Consider the following 16,956-nt stretch of genomic DNA (forward strand, 5'->3'; position numbering starts at 1 on the left):
AATGGCAATGAAAAGCCGATTTGCTTTTTTCTCATTTTCGATCCGTGGGCAATAGGTTCGTCAAAGACAATCGATTCGTAAACCGAACGCCCGCGCTATAGAGCCGGGCTTTTTTATTGAATAATTGTGAGGGAGAGATGGAAAAAATCAAATGCGCGGTTTTGGGCGCCACGGGAGTTGTCGGACAACATTTTTTACGCTTGTTGGTAGATCACCCTTATTTTGAGCTGACCGCGATTTGCGCGAGCGAGATGCGCACCGGACTGCCGCTGCGCTCGGCCAAAGAGCAGGTAGAGGGCGGCATTCCGGCGGCCTTTGCCGACATGGTTTTCGACCCGCTTGACGTTGATGCGCTTCTGGCCAAGGGTGTAAAGGTTGCTTTCTCCGCTTTGCCGGCGGAAACCGCCGATGAATTCGAGAAAAAAGCCGCCGAAAAGGGAATCTGCATCTTTTCCAATGCCGGATCGCATCGGATGGATCCGGATGTGCCGATACTCATTCCCGAAATCAACTATCAGCATTTACCCTTGGTGCGGCAGCAAAAAAGCAAAGGCTTCATCGTTACCAACGCCAATTGCACAACCACCGGTTTGACCATGGCGCTGCTGCCGATTATTCCCTTCGGTATCCGCAAGCTGGTGGTAGCCAGCTATCAAGCCATCTCCGGCGCCGGTTATCCAGGACTGCCTGCCTTGGATATTCTCGCCAACGTCATTCCTTACATCAAAAACGAAGAGCCGAAGGTGCGGCGCGAATGCGGCAAGATCTGCGGCAGGTATACCGGCACCGTCATCGAACCGGCGCCGTGGCAGGTTTACGCGCACTGTATTCGCGTGCAGACCGTCACCGGCCATCTCATCTCGGTGCATGCGGAATTGGAGCGGTCGGTGACGTATGACCAGGTCAAACAGGCGATCCTTTCCTATGCGCCTCCGGCAGAAGTCAAAGGTTTGCCCACGGCTCCAGAAAAACCGTTGATCTATCGCGAAGAAGAAGACCGGCCGCAGCCGCGCTGGGATGTCATGGCGGGAACGCCGAAACGCGCCGCCGGTATGGCCGTCTCTATCGGCCGGCTGGAGGTCGAGCAGAACGTCGTTCGCTTTGTCACGCTGTCCAATAACTTGGTGCGCGGAGCGGCCGGCGGCTCGGTCCTGAACGCTGAACTGGCTTACCGGCAGGAGTATTTGTCCTGATCGGCATTAACGAGCTCGCCCGCTCTGGGGCGGCGATTGCGATCATCGGCGGCTCGTCCTTTTTTCGGACGAGCCGTTTTTATTTTGACTGGGGGACTCGAGGCGACAAGAGGAGGCAGAGGATCAAGGAGGCGCACATTAATCTGAGGCGCTTGTCGGTGAAGGGAGAAGCTCAAATTCTATCGTAAAATGATGCTCGAAGAAAGCAGATCGTGCGAGTCAAATAAGAAAGACCGCACAAAAAATGGATTGTTGGGTTAAGAAGGTATGCGGCAACCTGAACCACCTTCCGGCCGTTTAGAGCAGAGTGTTAATTACGGGCAAAAGGCGCCGATGAGTCGACAGGGTTCGGTTGAAGGTCGACGAGGGAGTTGCCGCAACGGCCGATGCAGTTTGGGATTATGTCGGGATTTTATAAGGAATTCTGCCGGACGTAAAGCTGATACTTTCCGCAACGTGGGCACGCGTTGCCTCTTTATTTCCGCGATGCTCAGCTAATCCGCCGGCTCCTGCGCCGCCCCGAAAGACAGCTCCTCCATGCTGATCTGGATCGGAATGCCGAAGAAACGATAGAGATCCGTCAAAATAGCCCCGCCCGAATCGTCGGGAATCTTGGCCGTCAACGTCATTTCGGCAAATTCGCTCTTGACATAGTCGCTTCCGCCGCCCAGTTTGACCTTTTTCTGCTTGATGTTGAACGGCCTGATGCCGGCGGCCGGTAAAACGTACTCTTCACCGGTCAGCGGATCCAAAAAAGCGATGCGCACCAATCCACGCACCAAATTGTTGTAGAGCTCTCCCACTTGGCCGCTGTTGAGAATCTCGGCATCGACCTGAATCATCACTTGGCGAATGATTTCGTCTTCTTCTCCCTTTTCTTCGTGCGGCCAAAACTTTTTTATTCGGCAATTTTCCAGTCTGAGCATGTGTTTCATCCTTTCCCGTTACGGGTCAACTTAAGAAAAGATTAGGAGCTTTGCAATACTTTGCTGAGGATTTTATGAGTCCTGCGGTTTTGATCTATGACGGTGAATGCGGGCTGTGCCGCGAGGCAAAAGCATGGATCGAAAAGCATGATCCGGAACACAAAATCGAACTGCTGCCGTGTCAGTCTCCGGAGCGGAGCCGCCGTTTTCCCTTTATTGCCGAAAAAGCCTGCCTCGAGGCTGTTTGTCTGGTGGATGGCGACAATCGTGTCTTTTTCGGCATCGAAGCGATGGAGCAGATCGTCAGGTTGCTGATCGATCGTCGCGCCGCGGCGATTCTTGCGCTGCCCGTCGTTCGCTTTTTCAGCCGGCGCGTTTACAGCTGGATCGCCCGTCATCGTCTCAAGCTTTCGTGCCTTATCACCGAATCCCCGAAGTGACGAAAAAATAACCCTTGACAGTTGAGGCATAAATTAGTATACTTTTTCGGCTTTAATTGTCGGAGGTCTTTCCATGTTGATTCGCGTTTCGGTCATACGCGTTTCGCTGGATACGTCATCATCGGGAAGGTTTATCGTCATTCTAAAGGAAGACGATCGGAACCGGTGGCTGCCGATCGTTGTCGGCCAGCCCGAGGCGCAGGCGATTGCCATGCAGCTCGAAAACATCGAGCCGCCGAGACCTTTGACGCACGATCTGGTATGCAATCTGTTGTCTCTGCTCGACTGTCGCGTCGAGCGCGTCATCATCAACGATCTGCGCGACAACACGTTTTACGCCGTCATGAAGCTGGACGTCGACGGGGAAAAGAAAGAGCTGGACCTGCGGCCGAGCGACGCCATTGCCGTTGCTCTGCGCGTGCGTGCGCCCATTTATGTGGAAAGCGAATTGATGGATTTGGCCGGCATTTCGGAAAGCGATTTGGAAACCCGTGAAGAAGTGCGGGAATCCCGTCACGAGAATCCCTTGTCTTTGGTCGATGTCATTGAAGAGCTGCATATCAGCCTGCACAAGGCCATCCAGGAGGAACGATACGAAGAAGCGGCGCGCATCCGAGATGAAATCGCCAAACTCCGCGAAGAGTTCCGCCACAATGCCGACGTGTAGTTCCGGTCGTCGCCTTTTCCGCTGAACCTCAATCCTACGGCCCGACCCGCATGACGCGCCCGCGAACCTTTTCCCCATGGCTCTATATTCCAACGCTCTACTTCATCGAGGGCCTGCCTTACATCATCGTCAATACCGTGTCGATCTATTATTTCAAGCGGCTGGGGCTTTCGAACCAATTCATCGGCCTGACCTCGCTGCTGATGCTGCCCTGGGTGCTCAAGCTTTTCTGGGCACCGCTTCTCGATGCCGCCGGCACCAAGAGAGGCTGGGTCGTGCTCATGCAGGCGGTCTTGGGATTTTGCCTCCTTTCGGCGGCGCTGATGACGCGCATGAGTCTCATCCTGCCGTTCGTGTTGATCAGCCTGTTTGCAGCCGCGTTCTTTTCGGCTACGCACGACGCCGCCGCCGACGGCTACTATCTCCTCGCTTTGCAGGCCAAGCAGCAGGCTCTGTTTGCCGGCATCCGTTCCACAGCTTATCGGATTGCCATGATCGCCGGCGGCGCTTTGGCCGCTTTGGCGGGAATTCTCGAACGAAAAATGGGCGATCCCCTGCAAAGCTGGGCGACCACCTTTACCTTTACTGCAGCCGTCTTTTTTATTGCTGCGATTTTTCATCATTGGGCTTTGCCGCGCGTAGAACTCGGTCAGGGTCAGTCCCAACCCAAGATCAAATTATACGGTGATGCGTTCCGCACCTATTTTCGCCAACCCAAGATTGTCGCAGTGATTGCCTTTATTCTACTCTATCGCTTGGGCGAGGCGCTGCTCACGCGCATGGCCGCCCCCTTTCTGCTCGATGCGCGCGAGGCGGGAGGTTTGGGATTATCCACGGCGACGGCCTCCCTGCTGCGCGACGTGTTGGGACAAGGGGGACTGATCATCGGCGGCATCGCCGGCGGCTGGTTGGTCGCCAAATTCGGCCTGCGCCGCTGCATTCTGCCGATGGCCCTGGCGCTCAATCTGCCCGACCTCGGTTATTGGTATCTCGCAAAGGTTCAACCCGGACTGCCGATCACGGCCGTCATCGTCATCCTCGAGCAGTTCGGCTACGGCATCGGCTTTACGGCGTTTATGATCTTTTTGATGACCGTCGCCTTTGACCCCTATAAAACTTCACACTATGCCGTCTCTACGGGACTGATGGCCTTGGGCATGATGCTCCCCGGAACGATCAGCGGTTACCTGCAGAACGCTCTCGGCTATGAACGCTTTTTCCTTCTCGCGACTCTGCTGACTGTTCCAGGCATGATTCTGCTGCGCTTTATCCCTTTGCCGAAGGGAGAATCTTTATGAAGCCGACGAACAAATTTATTTTTTGCTCGTTCATTGCCTTAGCTGTCTCGGCGGTTGTTAATTCGATCTGCTTCGGTCAAATGTACGGTGAGGTGAACGCCGAGCCCAAGGTTCAGCCGGGGATCGAAGTGCTGCTGAACGAGCGGGCGCACGAGTTGGTCGGAAAACGTATCGGTTTGATCACCAATCCGACCGGCGTCGATCATCGGCTGCGTTCGACGATCGATCTGCTCTTTAACCAGCCGCAGCTGCAACTGACGGCGCTCTTCGGTCCGGAACACGGTGTGCGCGGCAACCGCCCGGCCGGCGCCTCGGTCGAAAGCTATGTCGACGAAAAGACCGGTCTGCCGGTTTTCAGCCTCTACGGCAAGACCAAAAAACCGACGGCGGAGATGCTCCGTCATGTCGATGTGCTGCTCTTTGACATCCAGGACGTCGGCGTGCGTCCCTATACCTACATTTACACGATGGCCTATGCCATGCAGGCGGCTGCCGAGGCGGGCATACCGTTTATTGTGCTCGACCGGCCGAATCCGCTCGGCGGCCTGCGCGTCGAAGGGCCGGTCCTGCAGCCCGAATTCTCTTCGTTCATCGGCCTCTATCCCATTGCCTACGTGCACGGCATGACCGTCGGCGAGCTGGCGCGATTCTTTAATCAGGAATTCAATATTCATGCGGATCTGCGCGTCATACCCATGAAGGGATGGCGCCGGGACATGACGTTTGCCGATACCGGGCTGCCGTGGGTGCCGACCTCGCCGCACGTGCCGCATTGGTTTACGCCCTTGTTTCAGGCAACCGTCGGCGCCATCGGCGAGCTGAGTTCCGTCAACATCGGCATCGGCTATACGGCGCCCTTTCAGCTGGTCGGCGCCGGCTGGATCGACGGCGATCGACTGTGCCGCGTTCTCAACGAACTCAACCTCCCCGGCGTGCTGTTCCGACCGTTGATTTATACGCCGTTTTACGGCGGCCGTGCCGGCAAGGACCTGCAGGGCGTGCAGATCCATATTACCGATATGAAGAAATTTCGGCCTGTACGTACGCAGATCGCCCTGCTTTATGCGCTGTATCATTTGAATGCGCAGGACTCGCTTTTTGTCGGCGATCTGCGCATGTTCCGCTTTGCCATGGGCACGGACAAGGTGGACCGAGCCATCGTCCAAGGCAGCGATCTGCAGTCGATACTCTCCCTTGCGAACGAAGGATTGGCAGATTTCATCGCCAAGCGCAGCCGCTATTTGATCTATTGAAACCCACGGCACAAAGGCCGCGTCTGAGCTTGGCGTCGGGAAAGATCCCATGCGGCAGTACGTCATCTTGTTGCTGATTCCCGCGGTCTTTATTATCACCCCTGTCTCGGCCGCGCAACGATCTTCTTTGATGCTTCACTTCGGCGCCGGGCTCGCCGACGCCGCAAGGCCTTCCTATATCGACCGCTTTTGGCGCGACGGCGTCGTCTTTCACTTTGCCTTCGGCGTCGAGCCGACACCGCCTTGGGCCTTTTCGTTTTCCCTGACTCACTATACATTCGATTATGCCGCCGGCGTCGAGCCGCAGGGCGACAAGGCGGGCGTCAATGTTTTTACAGCGTGCGGCCAATACCGGCGACCGTTCGGCGATTATCGTTTGTTTTATACCGCCGGCTTTGGTTTCGGCGCGGCATCTGCGCCGCCGGTATTCGAAAAACAAGAAAAAGAAGCAAGCCCGTCGCCAGGCCGATTGCTGGAACCGCCGCATCAGAACGGCGGCCCGGCGGCGCATCTGGCCATCGGCATCGAACGGTTGTTGAACGACGGCGCTGCATTGGCCGTCGAAACATTCGCCGAAGGCATTTTCATGGAGCGCCAACCTTTTATCGGTTTCGGCCTCAGGGCCAAAATAAAATTCACCCTCTAACTCAAGGTCAAACAAGGAGCAAAGTTATGGTCAAGCAGCAAAAAACAATCCTGGTCGGTCTTTTGCTTGCAACATTGTTCGCGACCGGTTCTTGGGCGCAAAACTGGAATCGTCAGCCGACGCCGAACGACACGCTGACTTCGGTGCGTGTTCTGCCGGATCAGCGCGTGATTCTGCGCATCTATGCGCCGCAGGCTGCCGAAGTGCGGGTCGGCGGTTCGGATATTCCCAATATGGGGTCGGCCGCTGCGCTGACCAAGCGGGACGACGGCGTTTGGGAGACCACACTTGGGCCTTTGCCCCCGGGCGCCTATCGCTACACCTTTAATGTCGACGGCGTTTCGGTGCTGGATCCGCGAAGCGCTTCGATCAGCGAATCCAACGGCATGGTGTGGAGCCTGTTCTACGTGCCGGGCGCCGAGTTCATGGACCTGAAGAACGTGCCGCACGGCGCCGTCGCCGAACTGGTCTACTACAGCACTTCCCTGCAGCGTTTCCGCCGCCTGCACGTCTATACGCCGCCGGGCTATGAAACGGGCAAGGAAAAATACCCGATTTTTTACCTCCTGCACGGCGCTATGGACTGCGACGATTCCTGGACTACCGTCGGACGCGCGGGCATCATTCTCGACAATCTCATCGCCGCCGGAAAAGCGGTGCCGATGGTCGTCGTCATGCCGGCGGGCCACACCGGACCTTTCCGTTTCGGCGCTTCCGCCGCCTCCTCGCGCGACGAGTTCCTGGAGGATTTTCTCAAGGACATCATGCCGCTGGTGGAAAGCCGCTACCGCGTCTACCAGGAACAGAAATATCGCGCCGTCGCCGGCCTGTCTATGGGTGGTGCACAAACCCTCAACATCATCGGCGAAAAACTCGATCAATTCGGCTTTATCGGCGTGTTCAGCAGCGGACTGTTCAGTCTGCGTCCCGGACAGGCAGGCGCCGAAGAGTGGGAAAAGCAGCATCAGGCGGTGCTTACCAACGAGCAGTTCAAAAAGGGCGTACGGGTGATGTGGTTTGCCACCGGCGTCGACGACTTTTTGCTGGAAGTGTCGCGCGCCACGGTCGAGCTGATGCGCAAATACGGCTTTGAGGTGACCTACAAAGAGACGGCCGGCGGTCACACTTGGAGCAACTGGCGCGAATACCTGAACGAATTCGCCCAGCTGCTGTTCAAATGAACCTTCGCCGTTTTGCCGCAAAGGCGCATCCTGACAGCCGAAATTTGACCGCGTTGCGAAAAAAAGCTTGCATCTTTTTCTAAAAATCATTATTCTCTTTTCGAAAAATGAACGGAGATCATGATTCGTAACGCAAGGACAATTTCGAATTTCTGGTGGTGGCGCACCGTGTTTTGCGCGATGCACCACTAGCCGGACTTTTCTTTAATCAATTTGCGCCGTGGATGCATCGCATTCACGGCGCTTTTTATTTACGGGCGCTGTGAAAATGTCAAATTCACGGCGCCTTTTTTTTTAACTGCAAGAGGGAAGAGATGATACGAACGACTTTTGCTGATTTCGATCGCGCCGCCTCGGCGATGCCGCTGACGCCGATCATCGCCGAAGTGCCCGGCGACCTCGACACGGCGCTCTCGACGTTCATCAAAATCACCCGCAGTCCCTACCGCTTTCTGCTTGAAAGCGCCGAAAGCGGCGGCAGCCGGGGACGATACTCGATCATCGGCGATACGCCGTTTCTGATCTTTCAAAGCCGCGGGCGGCAGATCACGCTGAACAATTGTCTCGACAACACGCAGGTTGCCTTGGAAGACGATCCGTTCGACGTGCTGCAGAATCTGTTGCGCAAGTATGCCCGCCGAGCGCACGCGGCTCCGTTCGCCTGCAACGGCCTGTTCGGTTATTGGGGTTACGATTCGGTGCGCCACATCGAGAAACTGCCGGTCAAGGCCGCAGCCGATCTCGACCTGCCCGAGATTCACCTCTTTATCCCGCAACGGCTGGTGGTTTTCGACAACCTCCTGCACAAAATCACCCTGATGTTGTTTACGCGGGTGACGACGACGACTTTGCAGGCCTACGAATCGGCCGTCGAGGAACTGAAGGAGATCGAGCGGCTGATCCGCCGTCCGCTTGCCGAAGAGCTGCCGCTTCACCGGGAGGAAAAGCCGACGTTTGAAAGCAACCTTACGCGCAACGAATTCGAGAGACGTGTCGGGGTAGCCAAGCAGCACATCGCCGCCGGCGACGTGTTTCAGTTGGTTCTGTCGCAACGGCTGAAAATCCCCTCTTCGCTGCCGGCGCTGCAGATCTACCGCGGCCTGCGCATGATCAACCCGTCGCCCTATATGTTTTTTCTCGAACTCGGCGACGTCGAGGTTTTGGGCTCTTCGCCCGAAACCCTGGTCAAGCTGACCGCCGGCGAGGTGGCGGTCAAACCGATCGCCGGAACGATTCGGCGCGGACAGGATGAGGTCGAAGATCAGCGCCTCATTCAGACCCTGCTTGATGATCCCAAGGAGCGCGCCGAGCACCTGATGCTGGTGGATTTGGGCCGCAACGATGTCGGCCGCATCGCCGAGTTCGGCAGTGTGCGCGTGGAGGATTTCATGACGGTCGAAAAGTACTCGCATGTGATTCATCTGGTCTCAACGGTCAAGGGCAAGCTTGCAGGCGATCGGGATGCGGTGGATGTTTTCAAGGCCTGTTTTCCGGCGGGAACGCTGACCGGCGCGCCGAAGGTGCGGGCTATGGAATTGATCGAAGAGCTCGAACCGACGCGCCGCGCCGTCTACGGCGGCGCCGTCGGCTATATGCGCTTCGACGGCGACATGGACGTGTGCATCGCCATCCGTACGATCATGAAAAAAGCGGGCGTGCTCTACCTGCAGGCCGGCGCGGGCATCGTCGCCGACTCGGTTCCCGAACATGAATATCAGGAGACCTTGAACAAAGCCCAAGGCCTGTTGAAGGCGCTCGAACTGGCCAATGGAGGACTGTGATGGTTTGGGTTATCGACAATTACGATTCGTTTACCTACAATTTGGTGCAGTACGTGGGCGAATTGGGCTATCCGGTGCACGTGGTGCGCAACGACGGCCTGACGCCGGAGGACTTGCCCAACCTCGCTCCCGAGGCGCTGATCCTCTCGCCGGGACCGGGGCGACCGGAGGACGCCGGCATCACGCCGGCGGCAATTGCATATTTCAAAGACAAATGCCCCATTTTAGGCGTCTGCCTCGGCCATCAGGCGATCGGGTGCGTTTTCGGCGCGCGCGTCGTCGCCGCTCCCGAGCCGGTGCACGGCAAGGACACCTTGGTTTATCACGACGGCCGCACATTGTATCGTGAGGTTCCGAATCCCTTTCGCGCGGGACGCTATCACTCGCTGATCGTGGCGCGCGAGGGGCTGCCGGACTGCCTGACGATCAGCGCCGAAACCGCCGACGGCCTGATCATGGGGTTGCGCCATAAAGATTATCCCATCGAAGGGGTGCAATTTCATCCCGAATCGGTTTTGACCGAGCAGGGGAAACGCTTGATCGAAAATTTTCTCAGGAGGACAATATGATTCGTGAGACGCTCGAATATTTGAGTCAAGGCCTGGACATGACCGAAGACCATGCCTTTCGGTTGATGAACCGCATTATGGACGGCGAGTGCACGCCGGCGCAGATCGCCGGGCTGCTCATTGCGCTCAAGATGAAGGGCGAAACGGTGAGCGAACTGACCGGTTTCGTCAAAGCCATGCGCGCCAAGGCGGTGAAAATCCGCGCGCCGGAGGACACTGTCGACACCTGCGGCACCGGCGGCGACGGCAAAGGCACCTTTAACGTTTCCACGGCGGCGGCGATTACCGCCGCAGCAGCCGGTGCGCGCGTGGCCAAACACGGCAATCGCGCCGTTTCGGGCAAGAGCGGCAGCGCCGACGTGCTGCAGGAGCTGGGCGTCAAGATCGATTTGGCGCCGGAAGCGACGGAGCAATGCCTTCACGAGGTGGGACTCGCCTTTCTGTTTGCGCCCGTTCACCATCCGTCGATGAAGCACGCAGCGGTGCCGCGCCGCGAAATGGGCGTGCGCACGGCGTTCAACATCCTGGGGCCGCTGTCGAATCCGGCCTCGACGCAGCGACAGCTGATCGGCGCCTTCAGTCGCGATGCGGCGGAAAAGATGGTGCGCGTGCTGCAAAAGTGCAACAGTCGACACGTTCTGGTCGTGCACAGCCGCGACGGCATGGACGAGCTTTCCATCAGCAGCGAGACAACGGTCTATGAGCTGAAGGACGGCGAAATCCGCCGCAGCGAGGTGCGGCCCGAGCAGTTCGGCATCGAACGGGCGCCGCAGGAAGCGGTGGCCGGCGGCGACGCCAAGCAAAATGCCGAGCTGATGCGGCGCATTCTGGCGGGCGAGCCGAGTCCCTTTGCGGACATTACCGCCCTGAACGCCGGCGCGACACTCTACGTTGCCGGCAAAGCGCCGACTCTGGCTGCGGGCGTCGAAGCGGCGCGCGCGGTTCTGGCCTCCGGCGCCGCCAAGGCCAAGCTGCAGGAACTGGTCGACTTTACGCGGCGATATGCCGTAGAGGGAGCCGCGGCATGACCCTCCTGGAGCCGATTCTCGAAGCGGTGCGCAGCCAGACCGAACGCCGCAAGAAACAGCTGCCTTTGCGGCAGTGTCGGGATATGGCGGAAGGCGTCCGCGACGCTCGGCCGAGCTTTTCGGCCGCCTTGAAGCGGCGCGACGTTGCCCTCATTGCCGAGATCAAAAAGGCTTCCCCCAGCAAGGGGCTGCTTTGCAGTGACTTTCAACCGGCAGAAATTGCTCGGGCCTACGAGCAGGGCGGCGCCGCCGCGGTTTCCGTGCTCACGGAAGAGCAATTTTTCCAAGGCAGTCTCGAGGACCTTGCCTGCGTTGCAAATCAGGTGTCGCTGCCGCTGCTGCGCAAGGATTTTGTCCTCGACCCCTATCAAATTTACGAGGCAAAACTGCACGGAGCAAGTGCGGTGCTGCTTTTGGCGTGCCTGCTCGACCCGATGCAGCTGATGGACTATGTCGAAATCTGTCGTTCGGTCGGTCTGGAAGCCCTGATCGAAGTCCACAACGAGCGTGAGCTCGATACGGCGCTCGCCGCCTCGAGGTTGATCGGCGTCAACAATCGCGACCTAAAGACGTTCATTGTCGACCGGCAGACCAGCTTTCGCCTGGTGCCGCTGATTCCGGCGGAGTACGTCAAGGTCAGCGAGAGCGGTTTTTCATCCTTTAGCGAGATTCAAGAGCTGCGGCGGGCAGGTTACGACGCCTTTCTCGTCGGCGAGGCGCTAATGCGCGCGCAAAATCGCACCGAAGCACTGCGCAGGTTGAGAGGTGAGAATGCTGATCAAGATCTGCGGCATCACGAATCGTGAGGATGCCGAGGCGGCGGTTGCCGCCGGCTCCGACGCGATCGGCCTGATCTTCGCGCCCAGTCCGCGCCGCGTGACGCCGGAGCAGGCCGCCGGCATCGTCAAGGGGCTGCGCGGCGTGCTCAAGATCGGCGTTTTTGTCGATGAATCGCCCGAGGTGATTGCGGAAATCCGCCGATGCTGCGCGCTCGATGCCCTGCAGCTGCACGGTCATGAATCGCCCGAGACCTGCCGCCGATTGGGCGGCCTACTGATCAAGGCGTTCCGCGTCGATCACGAATCGGTTTTCGCCCGCTTTGTCGATTATCCCGCCGGCACTCTGTTTCTGCTCGACGCCTTTTCGCGGCAGGCGGCAGGAGGGACCGGAAAGGTCATCGATCCGGCGATTCTCGATCAGTGTCCCGATTTTTCCCGCGTCATTCTCGCCGGCGGTGTCGGCGTTGAAAACGCCGCGTCACTTGTCGACCGCTATGCGCCGCTCGGCCTGGACGCCAACTCCAGGCTCGAACTTGCGCCGGGCAAAAAGGATCACGACAAAATGCGGGAGTTTGTCCAGGCGGTGCGCGCCGCCGAACGGCTGCTGCGCGCCAAGGATTCGGTTCAACCAAGAGGAAATCCATGAGAAAAAGAGGCTATTTCGGCCGCTTCGGCGGCCGCTTTGTGCCGGAGCTGCTCATGCCGGCGCTTTATGAACTGGAGGAGGGATTCAGAACCATCGCCCGTTCGGCCGAATTCAAACAGGAGCTCGGCCGGCTGCTGCACCTCTACGCCGGTCGGCCTACGCCGATCTATTTTGCCGAGCGGCTGAGCGCCCATGCCGGCGGAGCGAGAATCTTTCTCAAGCGCGAAGACCTGCTGCATACCGGCTCGCACAAGATCAACAATTGCCTGGGACAGGCGCTGCTGGCGAAAAAGATGGGCAAGCGGAACATCATTGCCGAGACGGGCGCGGGACAGCACGGCGTGGCGACGGCCACGGTCTGCGCCCTCATGGGAATGAACTGCCGCATCTTTATGGGCGAGGAGGACATAGCCCGGCAGCATTTGAACGTTCTGCGCATGCGGCTGCTCGGCGCCGAGGTGGTGCCGGTCACCAGCGGCAGCCGAACCCTAAAGGACGCCACCAGCGAGGCCATGCGCGCGTGGATCGCTTCGGTGAAAACCACTCAGTACATGCTCGGCTCGGTCGTCGGGCCGCATCCGTTTCCGCTGATGGTGCGCGAGTTCCAGTCGGTCATCGGTCGCGAGGCCAAGCGCCAGATGAAGCGCTTCGGCGTCGATACGCCGGATTACGTCGTCGCCTGCGTCGGCGGCGGCTCGAACGCCGCCGGCATCTTTCATCCCTTTCGCCGCAGCGGGGCGCAGCTGATCGGCGTTGAAGCGGGCGGCAGAGGGCCAAGCTTGGGCGAAAACGCCGCTTCCATCACCTACGGGAGCCTCGGCGTGTTTCACGGCAAAAAGAGCTATTTTCTGCAGAACGATCAAGGGCAGATCGTGCCCGCTCACTCCATTGCCGCCGGATTGGATTACCCCGGCGTCGGGCCGGAGCATGCCTACTATCACGACCGCGGCCTGGCGCGCTATGTGACGGTCACCGATGCGGAGGCCCTGGCGGCTTTTCGCCTTCTCTCGCAGTTGGAGGGCATCATTCCGGCGCTGGAAAGCGCGCATGCCGTCGCCTATGCCGTCAAACTGGCTGCCGAATTGCCGAAAGATAAAGTGATTTTGGTCAATTTATCGGGACGCGGCGACAAGGATACCCGCGCCCTCGACGCGGCAGGAGGTGAGGCATGAACCGATTGGAGAAGAAACTGCAGGGACTGCGGCAAACCGGCGAAAAAGCGGCCGTCTTTTTCGTGACCGCGGGCGATCCGTCGCTCACGGAGACCCTTGCCGTGATGGAGGCCATGGCCGACGCCGGCGCCGACGTCATCGAGCTGGGCGTGCCGTTTTCGGACCCGATTGCCGACGGTCCGGTCATTCAGCGCTCGACGCAGCGGGCGCTGGCGCAAAACGTGACGCTGCCGGCGATTTTTTCGCTGGTCGAGGAATTCCGCCGCCAAAGACAGACGCCGCTGGTGCTCATGGGCTATTACAATCCGCTGCTGCGCTACGGCCTGCGTCGGGCAATGCAGGATGCCGCGCGCGCCGGACTGGACGGCGTCATCATCGCCGATCTGCCTTACGAAGAAGGGGAGGAGGCCGAAGACGCCGCGCAACGGGCCGGACTGTCGCTGATCTATCTCTTGGCGCCGGAAATCGACCCGGAGCGCACGCGCGCCATCCTGCACGCCTCGAGCGGCTTTGTCTACTGCGTCTCGCATTACGGCACTACCGGCGAAAAGAGCGGCGGCGGCGAGCTTTTGCCGGAGACGGTGCGGATGTTAAAGAGCATGACCGACCTGCCGGTGCTGCTGGGTTTCGGTATTTCGTCGCCGGATGATGTGCGGGAAAAGGCGGCCGTCGCCGACGGCGTCATCATCGGCAGTTGGCTGATCCGCACGCTCGAGGCCGCCGAAAACCGGCCGCAGGCCGCCGCCGAGTTTGTGCGCGCCGTCAAAAGGGCTTTGAAGCCAGGGGCGTAAAATTGGTGCGCTTGCGGCCGTTCGACGAGTCGCGCTGAGATGCATTATCGGACCAACGACCGCACACGTTTTGCCCTTGTTTCCGGATCATGCGGGTGCACGGCTTTTTGCTCTAAATGTCCCGAGTCCGCCTGCTTTAAAGCGCCCGTGGGCTGCGGCAGAAACCGCCGGCACCTCTGCCGATCTAAATCCGCGCATTCGCTCAACGATCCGATGCGACCCCACCGATCCGGCGTAAAGCGGCGCTTGAATGGACAGACCCATCCTTGCCGAGATGCGCTGTTCTCACACAATCCCCAACGACTGCGCCCGCCGAATCATCGCCTTAACTGCAGGAGTTTATTCCACCCAGGCGCAGGTTACCTGCACTTTCCGCCTGCCGAACGAATTTGTTTTCCTCGCCTCGATTTTGTATTTTGATGCCGCCTCTCTAGTATACTCTTGAACAATTGAATGACTTTTCGTAACATTAACCTGCCGAGATGAAATTGCGTATTCGGCAGGAATCTTTACAGAACCGCCTTTTAACTCAGGGGAGACGGCGGCTGAAGGGCGGCGGCATGGTTGCGGAAATTTCGTTTGCAAAGACCTTCCCGCCGGCTTTTGACGCACTTTGATTGACAGGAGATCCTAATGGCAGCAGGGTATAAGGACAAAAAACGTCCCATTGAATCTCACGAGCACCGCAAAAGTATTGGCTGAGCCGTTTCTTTTGCACAAAGGTACACGAGCATGAACCTGAGCGAATCCGACACACGCGCCAAACTGATTGATCCCGCCCTGCATGCACGCGGCTGGACGGAAAACCTGATCCGCCGCGAAGAAACCGCCGGCGCCATCGAGATCGTGGACGGCAAGCCGCGCAAAAGGGCAAAAGGGCGGGTAGATTACCTCTTACGTGTCGCTGTGAATGCCGAAAGCCAGCCGGTGGCCGTGGCGCTCATCGAGGCCAAAGCCGAAAACCTCCCCCCGGATCATGGTCTGGAACAGGCCAAGCTCTACGCGGCCTGCCGGCGCCTGAACGTGCCGTTTGTTTTCTCTACGAACGGCCGCCTCTTTGTCGAGTTTGATCGTCTGACAGGCCTGACCAGCCGGCCCAGACCGCTGACCGAGTTTCCCACGCCTGACGAGTTGCGCAAGCGGTATGAGCAGGCCATGGGCTTCCGGCTCGACGCCCCGGCAGCCAGGCCGCTCCTGGTGCGTTACCCCGGCGGCGATTTTGCGAAAAGCATTTGAAGGGAGGCTCTAAATGACAGACAATTGGAACAAGTCAAACAAGCCCGAAAACGTGGGCCGCTTGATCTCCCCACACGGAGGCTATCGCAAGCTGAAGAGCTTTCAGGTCGCGCAGTTGGTTTATGACGGCACCGTGATATTTTGCGATCGCTTTGTGCCGAAGAATTCGCGCACCCGCGATCAAATGGTGCAGGCGGCCCGCAGCGGCGTGCAGAACATTGCCGAGGGCAGCATGGCGTCGGCCACTTCAAAGAAAACCGAGCTCAAACTGACAGGTGTGGCGCGCGCAAGCTTGGAGGAGCTGCTTTTGGATTACGAGGATTTTCTGCGTCAGCGGGGGTTGCGGCTTTGGCCCAAGGATTCGCCCGAGGCGCTGGCGGTGAGAAGAAAGTATTTGACGGACAACTCGAACAGTTCAGACAGGACGGACCCTTATGGGTTCAGGACTGCTTCGGCGGAGGTAGCGGCGAACACCCTGATTTGCCTGATCAACCAGGCAAGTTATTTGCTTGGCAGGCAGCTTCAAAAGCTGGAACAAGATTTTTTGAAGGAAGGCGGTTTTACTGAGCGCCTTTATCGTGAGAGGAGAAGGGCACGCATGTCAGACAGATCGGACCTGTCGGACAAGTCGGACGGAGGCAGGACGCGATGAAAACTAGTGCCAAAAAACACACCACGCCGCAGTCGCTGAACGCGGCGATCAAGAACATCTGCGACATCATGCGCCGCTCCAACTGCGCCGGCGCGCTGCAATACGTGCCGGAGCTGACCTGGATCCTCTTCCTGCGCATCCTGGACGAGCGCGAGCAGCACGAGGCCGAGGCCGCCGCCGCGGTGGGCGCCGAATTCACCCCGTCGCTTGAGCCGCCCTACCGCTGGCGGGATTGGGCGGCGCCAGGAGGGTCACGGTCCTCCGTGACCGTGGGAGGGTCGCCGTCCTCGGCGACCCAAAATGCGGAAGGCGGGGACGCCGTCCCTCCCGGATGGAAACGGAAGGAACTGGAAGCCGGCGCTCTAGGCGCCTTTTTCAACTTCGTCAACCAGGACCTCATTCCCCATCTCAAGGGTCTCAAAGACCGGCCCAACGCCACAGTGCGGCAGAAGGTCATCAGCGAGATCTTTTCCGGCATTGAGCGCACGCGCATCGATACCGAGCGCAACCTGCTGGACGTGCTCGACAAGGTCAACGGAATCAGCACCGAGACCGTGGATCCGACCCATGTCTTCACCCTCTCGCAGGTCTATGAGGGTTTGCTGCTCAAGATGGGCGAGAAGGGCAACGACGGCGGGCAGTTCTTCACCCCGCGCGAGGTCATCCGCGCCATGGTGCGGGTGATTGACCCCAAAATC

The 16,956-nt window shown here is 58.8% G+C and carries 19 protein-coding genes; 18 read left to right on the top strand and 1 reads right to left on the bottom strand.

Features of this window, described 5'->3' with window-relative positions; all coding sequences use genetic code 11:
• Positions 1–137 precede the first annotated feature (137 nt).
• The gene (gene asd / locus ONB24_09415) at positions 138–1,193 is read left to right on the top strand and encodes an aspartate-semialdehyde dehydrogenase (GenBank protein MDZ7316326.1); all 1,056 of its coding nucleotides are present in this window, start codon (positions 138–140) and stop codon (positions 1,191–1,193) included.
• Between the two features lie 494 nt (positions 1,194–1,687).
• On the opposite strand, the gene ONB24_09420 is transcribed toward asd, so the two are convergent.
• Complete coding sequence (locus tag ONB24_09420; GenBank protein ID MDZ7316327.1) at positions 1,688–2,119, bottom strand: hypothetical protein; 432 nt, start codon at positions 2,117–2,119, stop codon at positions 1,688–1,690.
• A 74-nt stretch (positions 2,120–2,193) separates the two neighbouring features.
• Here ONB24_09420 and ONB24_09425 point away from each other — a divergent pair, with 74 nt between their 5' ends.
• From ONB24_09425 to ONB24_09505, 17 genes are all read left to right on the top strand, one after another.
• Positions 2,194–2,559 carry a DUF393 domain-containing protein gene (locus ONB24_09425; protein ID MDZ7316328.1) on the top strand — a complete coding sequence of 122 codons (366 nt, stop codon included), beginning with the start codon at positions 2,194–2,196 and terminating at the stop codon, positions 2,557–2,559.
• Positions 2,560–2,632: 73 nt separating this feature from the next.
• Entirely contained in the window at positions 2,633–3,226 is a 594-nt protein-coding gene (locus ONB24_09430; GenBank protein MDZ7316329.1) for a bifunctional nuclease family protein, read from the top strand.
• Positions 3,227–3,276: 50 nt separating this feature from the next.
• Positions 3,277–4,524 (top strand): MFS transporter, encoded by a 1,248-nt coding sequence (locus tag ONB24_09435; protein MDZ7316330.1) that lies wholly within the window; start codon positions 3,277–3,279, stop codon positions 4,522–4,524.
• A complete protein-coding gene (locus ONB24_09440) occupies positions 4,521–5,777 on the top strand; it encodes a DUF1343 domain-containing protein (protein MDZ7316331.1) in 1,257 nt (418 codons plus the stop codon). Before ONB24_09435 ends, ONB24_09440 begins: the two co-directional genes overlap by 4 nt.
• A gap of 49 nt (positions 5,778–5,826) precedes the next feature.
• A complete protein-coding gene (locus tag ONB24_09445; GenBank protein ID MDZ7316332.1) occupies positions 5,827–6,423 on the top strand; it encodes a hypothetical protein in 597 nt (198 codons plus the stop codon).
• 26 nt (positions 6,424–6,449) lie between these two features.
• Positions 6,450–7,604, top strand: coding sequence for an alpha/beta hydrolase-fold protein (locus tag ONB24_09450; GenBank protein ID MDZ7316333.1), 1,155 nt, complete (start codon positions 6,450–6,452; stop codon positions 7,602–7,604).
• A gap of 314 nt (positions 7,605–7,918) precedes the next feature.
• Entirely contained in the window at positions 7,919–9,385 is a 1,467-nt protein-coding gene (gene trpE / locus ONB24_09455) for an anthranilate synthase component I (protein ID MDZ7316334.1), read from the top strand.
• Positions 9,382–9,954: an aminodeoxychorismate/anthranilate synthase component II gene (locus ONB24_09460; protein MDZ7316335.1), complete on the top strand. Its 573-nt coding sequence runs from the start codon at positions 9,382–9,384 to the stop codon at positions 9,952–9,954. The genes trpE and ONB24_09460 overlap by 4 nt, the downstream gene beginning before the upstream one ends.
• On the top strand, positions 9,951–10,982 hold the full coding sequence (trpD, locus tag ONB24_09465) for an anthranilate phosphoribosyltransferase (protein ID MDZ7316336.1): 1,032 nt from the start codon (positions 9,951–9,953) through the stop codon (positions 10,980–10,982). Before ONB24_09460 ends, trpD begins: the two co-directional genes overlap by 4 nt.
• Complete coding sequence (gene trpC / locus ONB24_09470; protein ID MDZ7316337.1) at positions 10,979–11,788, top strand: indole-3-glycerol phosphate synthase TrpC; 810 nt, start codon at positions 10,979–10,981, stop codon at positions 11,786–11,788. Before trpD ends, trpC begins: the two co-directional genes overlap by 4 nt.
• Positions 11,754–12,407 (top strand): phosphoribosylanthranilate isomerase, encoded by a 654-nt coding sequence (locus tag ONB24_09475; GenBank protein ID MDZ7316338.1) that lies wholly within the window; start codon positions 11,754–11,756, stop codon positions 12,405–12,407. Before trpC ends, ONB24_09475 begins: the two co-directional genes overlap by 35 nt.
• Positions 12,404–13,579, top strand: a complete 1,176-nt coding sequence (trpB, locus tag ONB24_09480) for a tryptophan synthase subunit beta (GenBank protein ID MDZ7316339.1) — start codon at positions 12,404–12,406, stop codon at positions 13,577–13,579. Before ONB24_09475 ends, trpB begins: the two co-directional genes overlap by 4 nt.
• Positions 13,576–14,370 carry a tryptophan synthase subunit alpha gene (gene trpA, locus ONB24_09485; protein MDZ7316340.1) on the top strand — a complete coding sequence of 265 codons (795 nt, stop codon included), beginning with the start codon at positions 13,576–13,578 and terminating at the stop codon, positions 14,368–14,370. Before trpB ends, trpA begins: the two co-directional genes overlap by 4 nt.
• A 250-nt stretch (positions 14,371–14,620) precedes the next feature.
• Positions 14,621–14,815: a hypothetical protein gene (locus ONB24_09490; GenBank protein MDZ7316341.1), complete on the top strand. Its 195-nt coding sequence runs from the start codon at positions 14,621–14,623 to the stop codon at positions 14,813–14,815.
• Between the two features lie 287 nt (positions 14,816–15,102).
• Positions 15,103–15,606 (top strand): type I restriction enzyme HsdR N-terminal domain-containing protein, encoded by a 504-nt coding sequence (locus ONB24_09495; protein ID MDZ7316342.1) that lies wholly within the window; start codon positions 15,103–15,105, stop codon positions 15,604–15,606.
• Positions 15,607–15,619: 13 nt separating this feature from the next.
• A complete protein-coding gene (locus ONB24_09500; protein MDZ7316343.1) occupies positions 15,620–16,258 on the top strand; it encodes a four helix bundle suffix domain-containing protein in 639 nt (212 codons plus the stop codon).
• Positions 16,255–16,956: type I restriction-modification system subunit M N-terminal domain-containing protein (locus ONB24_09505; protein ID MDZ7316344.1), on the top strand; the 702-nt coding region annotated here is incomplete at its 3' end. The genes ONB24_09500 and ONB24_09505, both read left to right, overlap by 4 nt.

The organism is candidate division KSB1 bacterium (assembly GCA_034505495.1).
Classification (GTDB): Bacteria; Zhuqueibacterota; Zhuqueibacteria; order Residuimicrobiales; family Krinioviventaceae; genus Fontimicrobium_A.

Coding starts and splice junctions, on each gene's coding strand:
- asd (MDZ7316326.1), top strand. CDS start 138: ATGGAAAAAATCAAATGCGCGGTTTTGGGCGCCACGGGAGTTGTCGGA.
- ONB24_09420 (MDZ7316327.1), bottom strand. CDS start 2,119: ATGCTCAGACTGGAAAATTGCCGAATAAAAAAGTTTTGGCCGCACGAA.
- ONB24_09425 (MDZ7316328.1), top strand. CDS start 2,194: ATGAGTCCTGCGGTTTTGATCTATGACGGTGAATGCGGGCTGTGCCGC.
- ONB24_09430 (MDZ7316329.1), top strand. CDS start 2,633: ATGTTGATTCGCGTTTCGGTCATACGCGTTTCGCTGGATACGTCATCA.
- ONB24_09435 (MDZ7316330.1), top strand. CDS start 3,277: ATGACGCGCCCGCGAACCTTTTCCCCATGGCTCTATATTCCAACGCTC.
- ONB24_09440 (MDZ7316331.1), top strand. CDS start 4,521: ATGAAGCCGACGAACAAATTTATTTTTTGCTCGTTCATTGCCTTAGCT.
- ONB24_09445 (MDZ7316332.1), top strand. CDS start 5,827: ATGCGGCAGTACGTCATCTTGTTGCTGATTCCCGCGGTCTTTATTATC.
- ONB24_09450 (MDZ7316333.1), top strand. CDS start 6,450: ATGGTCAAGCAGCAAAAAACAATCCTGGTCGGTCTTTTGCTTGCAACA.
- trpE (MDZ7316334.1), top strand. CDS start 7,919: ATGATACGAACGACTTTTGCTGATTTCGATCGCGCCGCCTCGGCGATG.
- trpD (MDZ7316336.1), top strand. CDS start 9,951: ATGATTCGTGAGACGCTCGAATATTTGAGTCAAGGCCTGGACATGACC.
- trpC (MDZ7316337.1), top strand. CDS start 10,979: ATGACCCTCCTGGAGCCGATTCTCGAAGCGGTGCGCAGCCAGACCGAA.
- ONB24_09475 (MDZ7316338.1), top strand. CDS start 11,754: ATGCTGATCAAGATCTGCGGCATCACGAATCGTGAGGATGCCGAGGCG.
- trpB (MDZ7316339.1), top strand. CDS start 12,404: ATGAGAAAAAGAGGCTATTTCGGCCGCTTCGGCGGCCGCTTTGTGCCG.
- trpA (MDZ7316340.1), top strand. CDS start 13,576: ATGAACCGATTGGAGAAGAAACTGCAGGGACTGCGGCAAACCGGCGAA.
- ONB24_09490 (MDZ7316341.1), top strand. CDS start 14,621: ATGGACAGACCCATCCTTGCCGAGATGCGCTGTTCTCACACAATCCCC.
- ONB24_09495 (MDZ7316342.1), top strand. CDS start 15,103: ATGAACCTGAGCGAATCCGACACACGCGCCAAACTGATTGATCCCGCC.
- ONB24_09500 (MDZ7316343.1), top strand. CDS start 15,620: ATGACAGACAATTGGAACAAGTCAAACAAGCCCGAAAACGTGGGCCGC.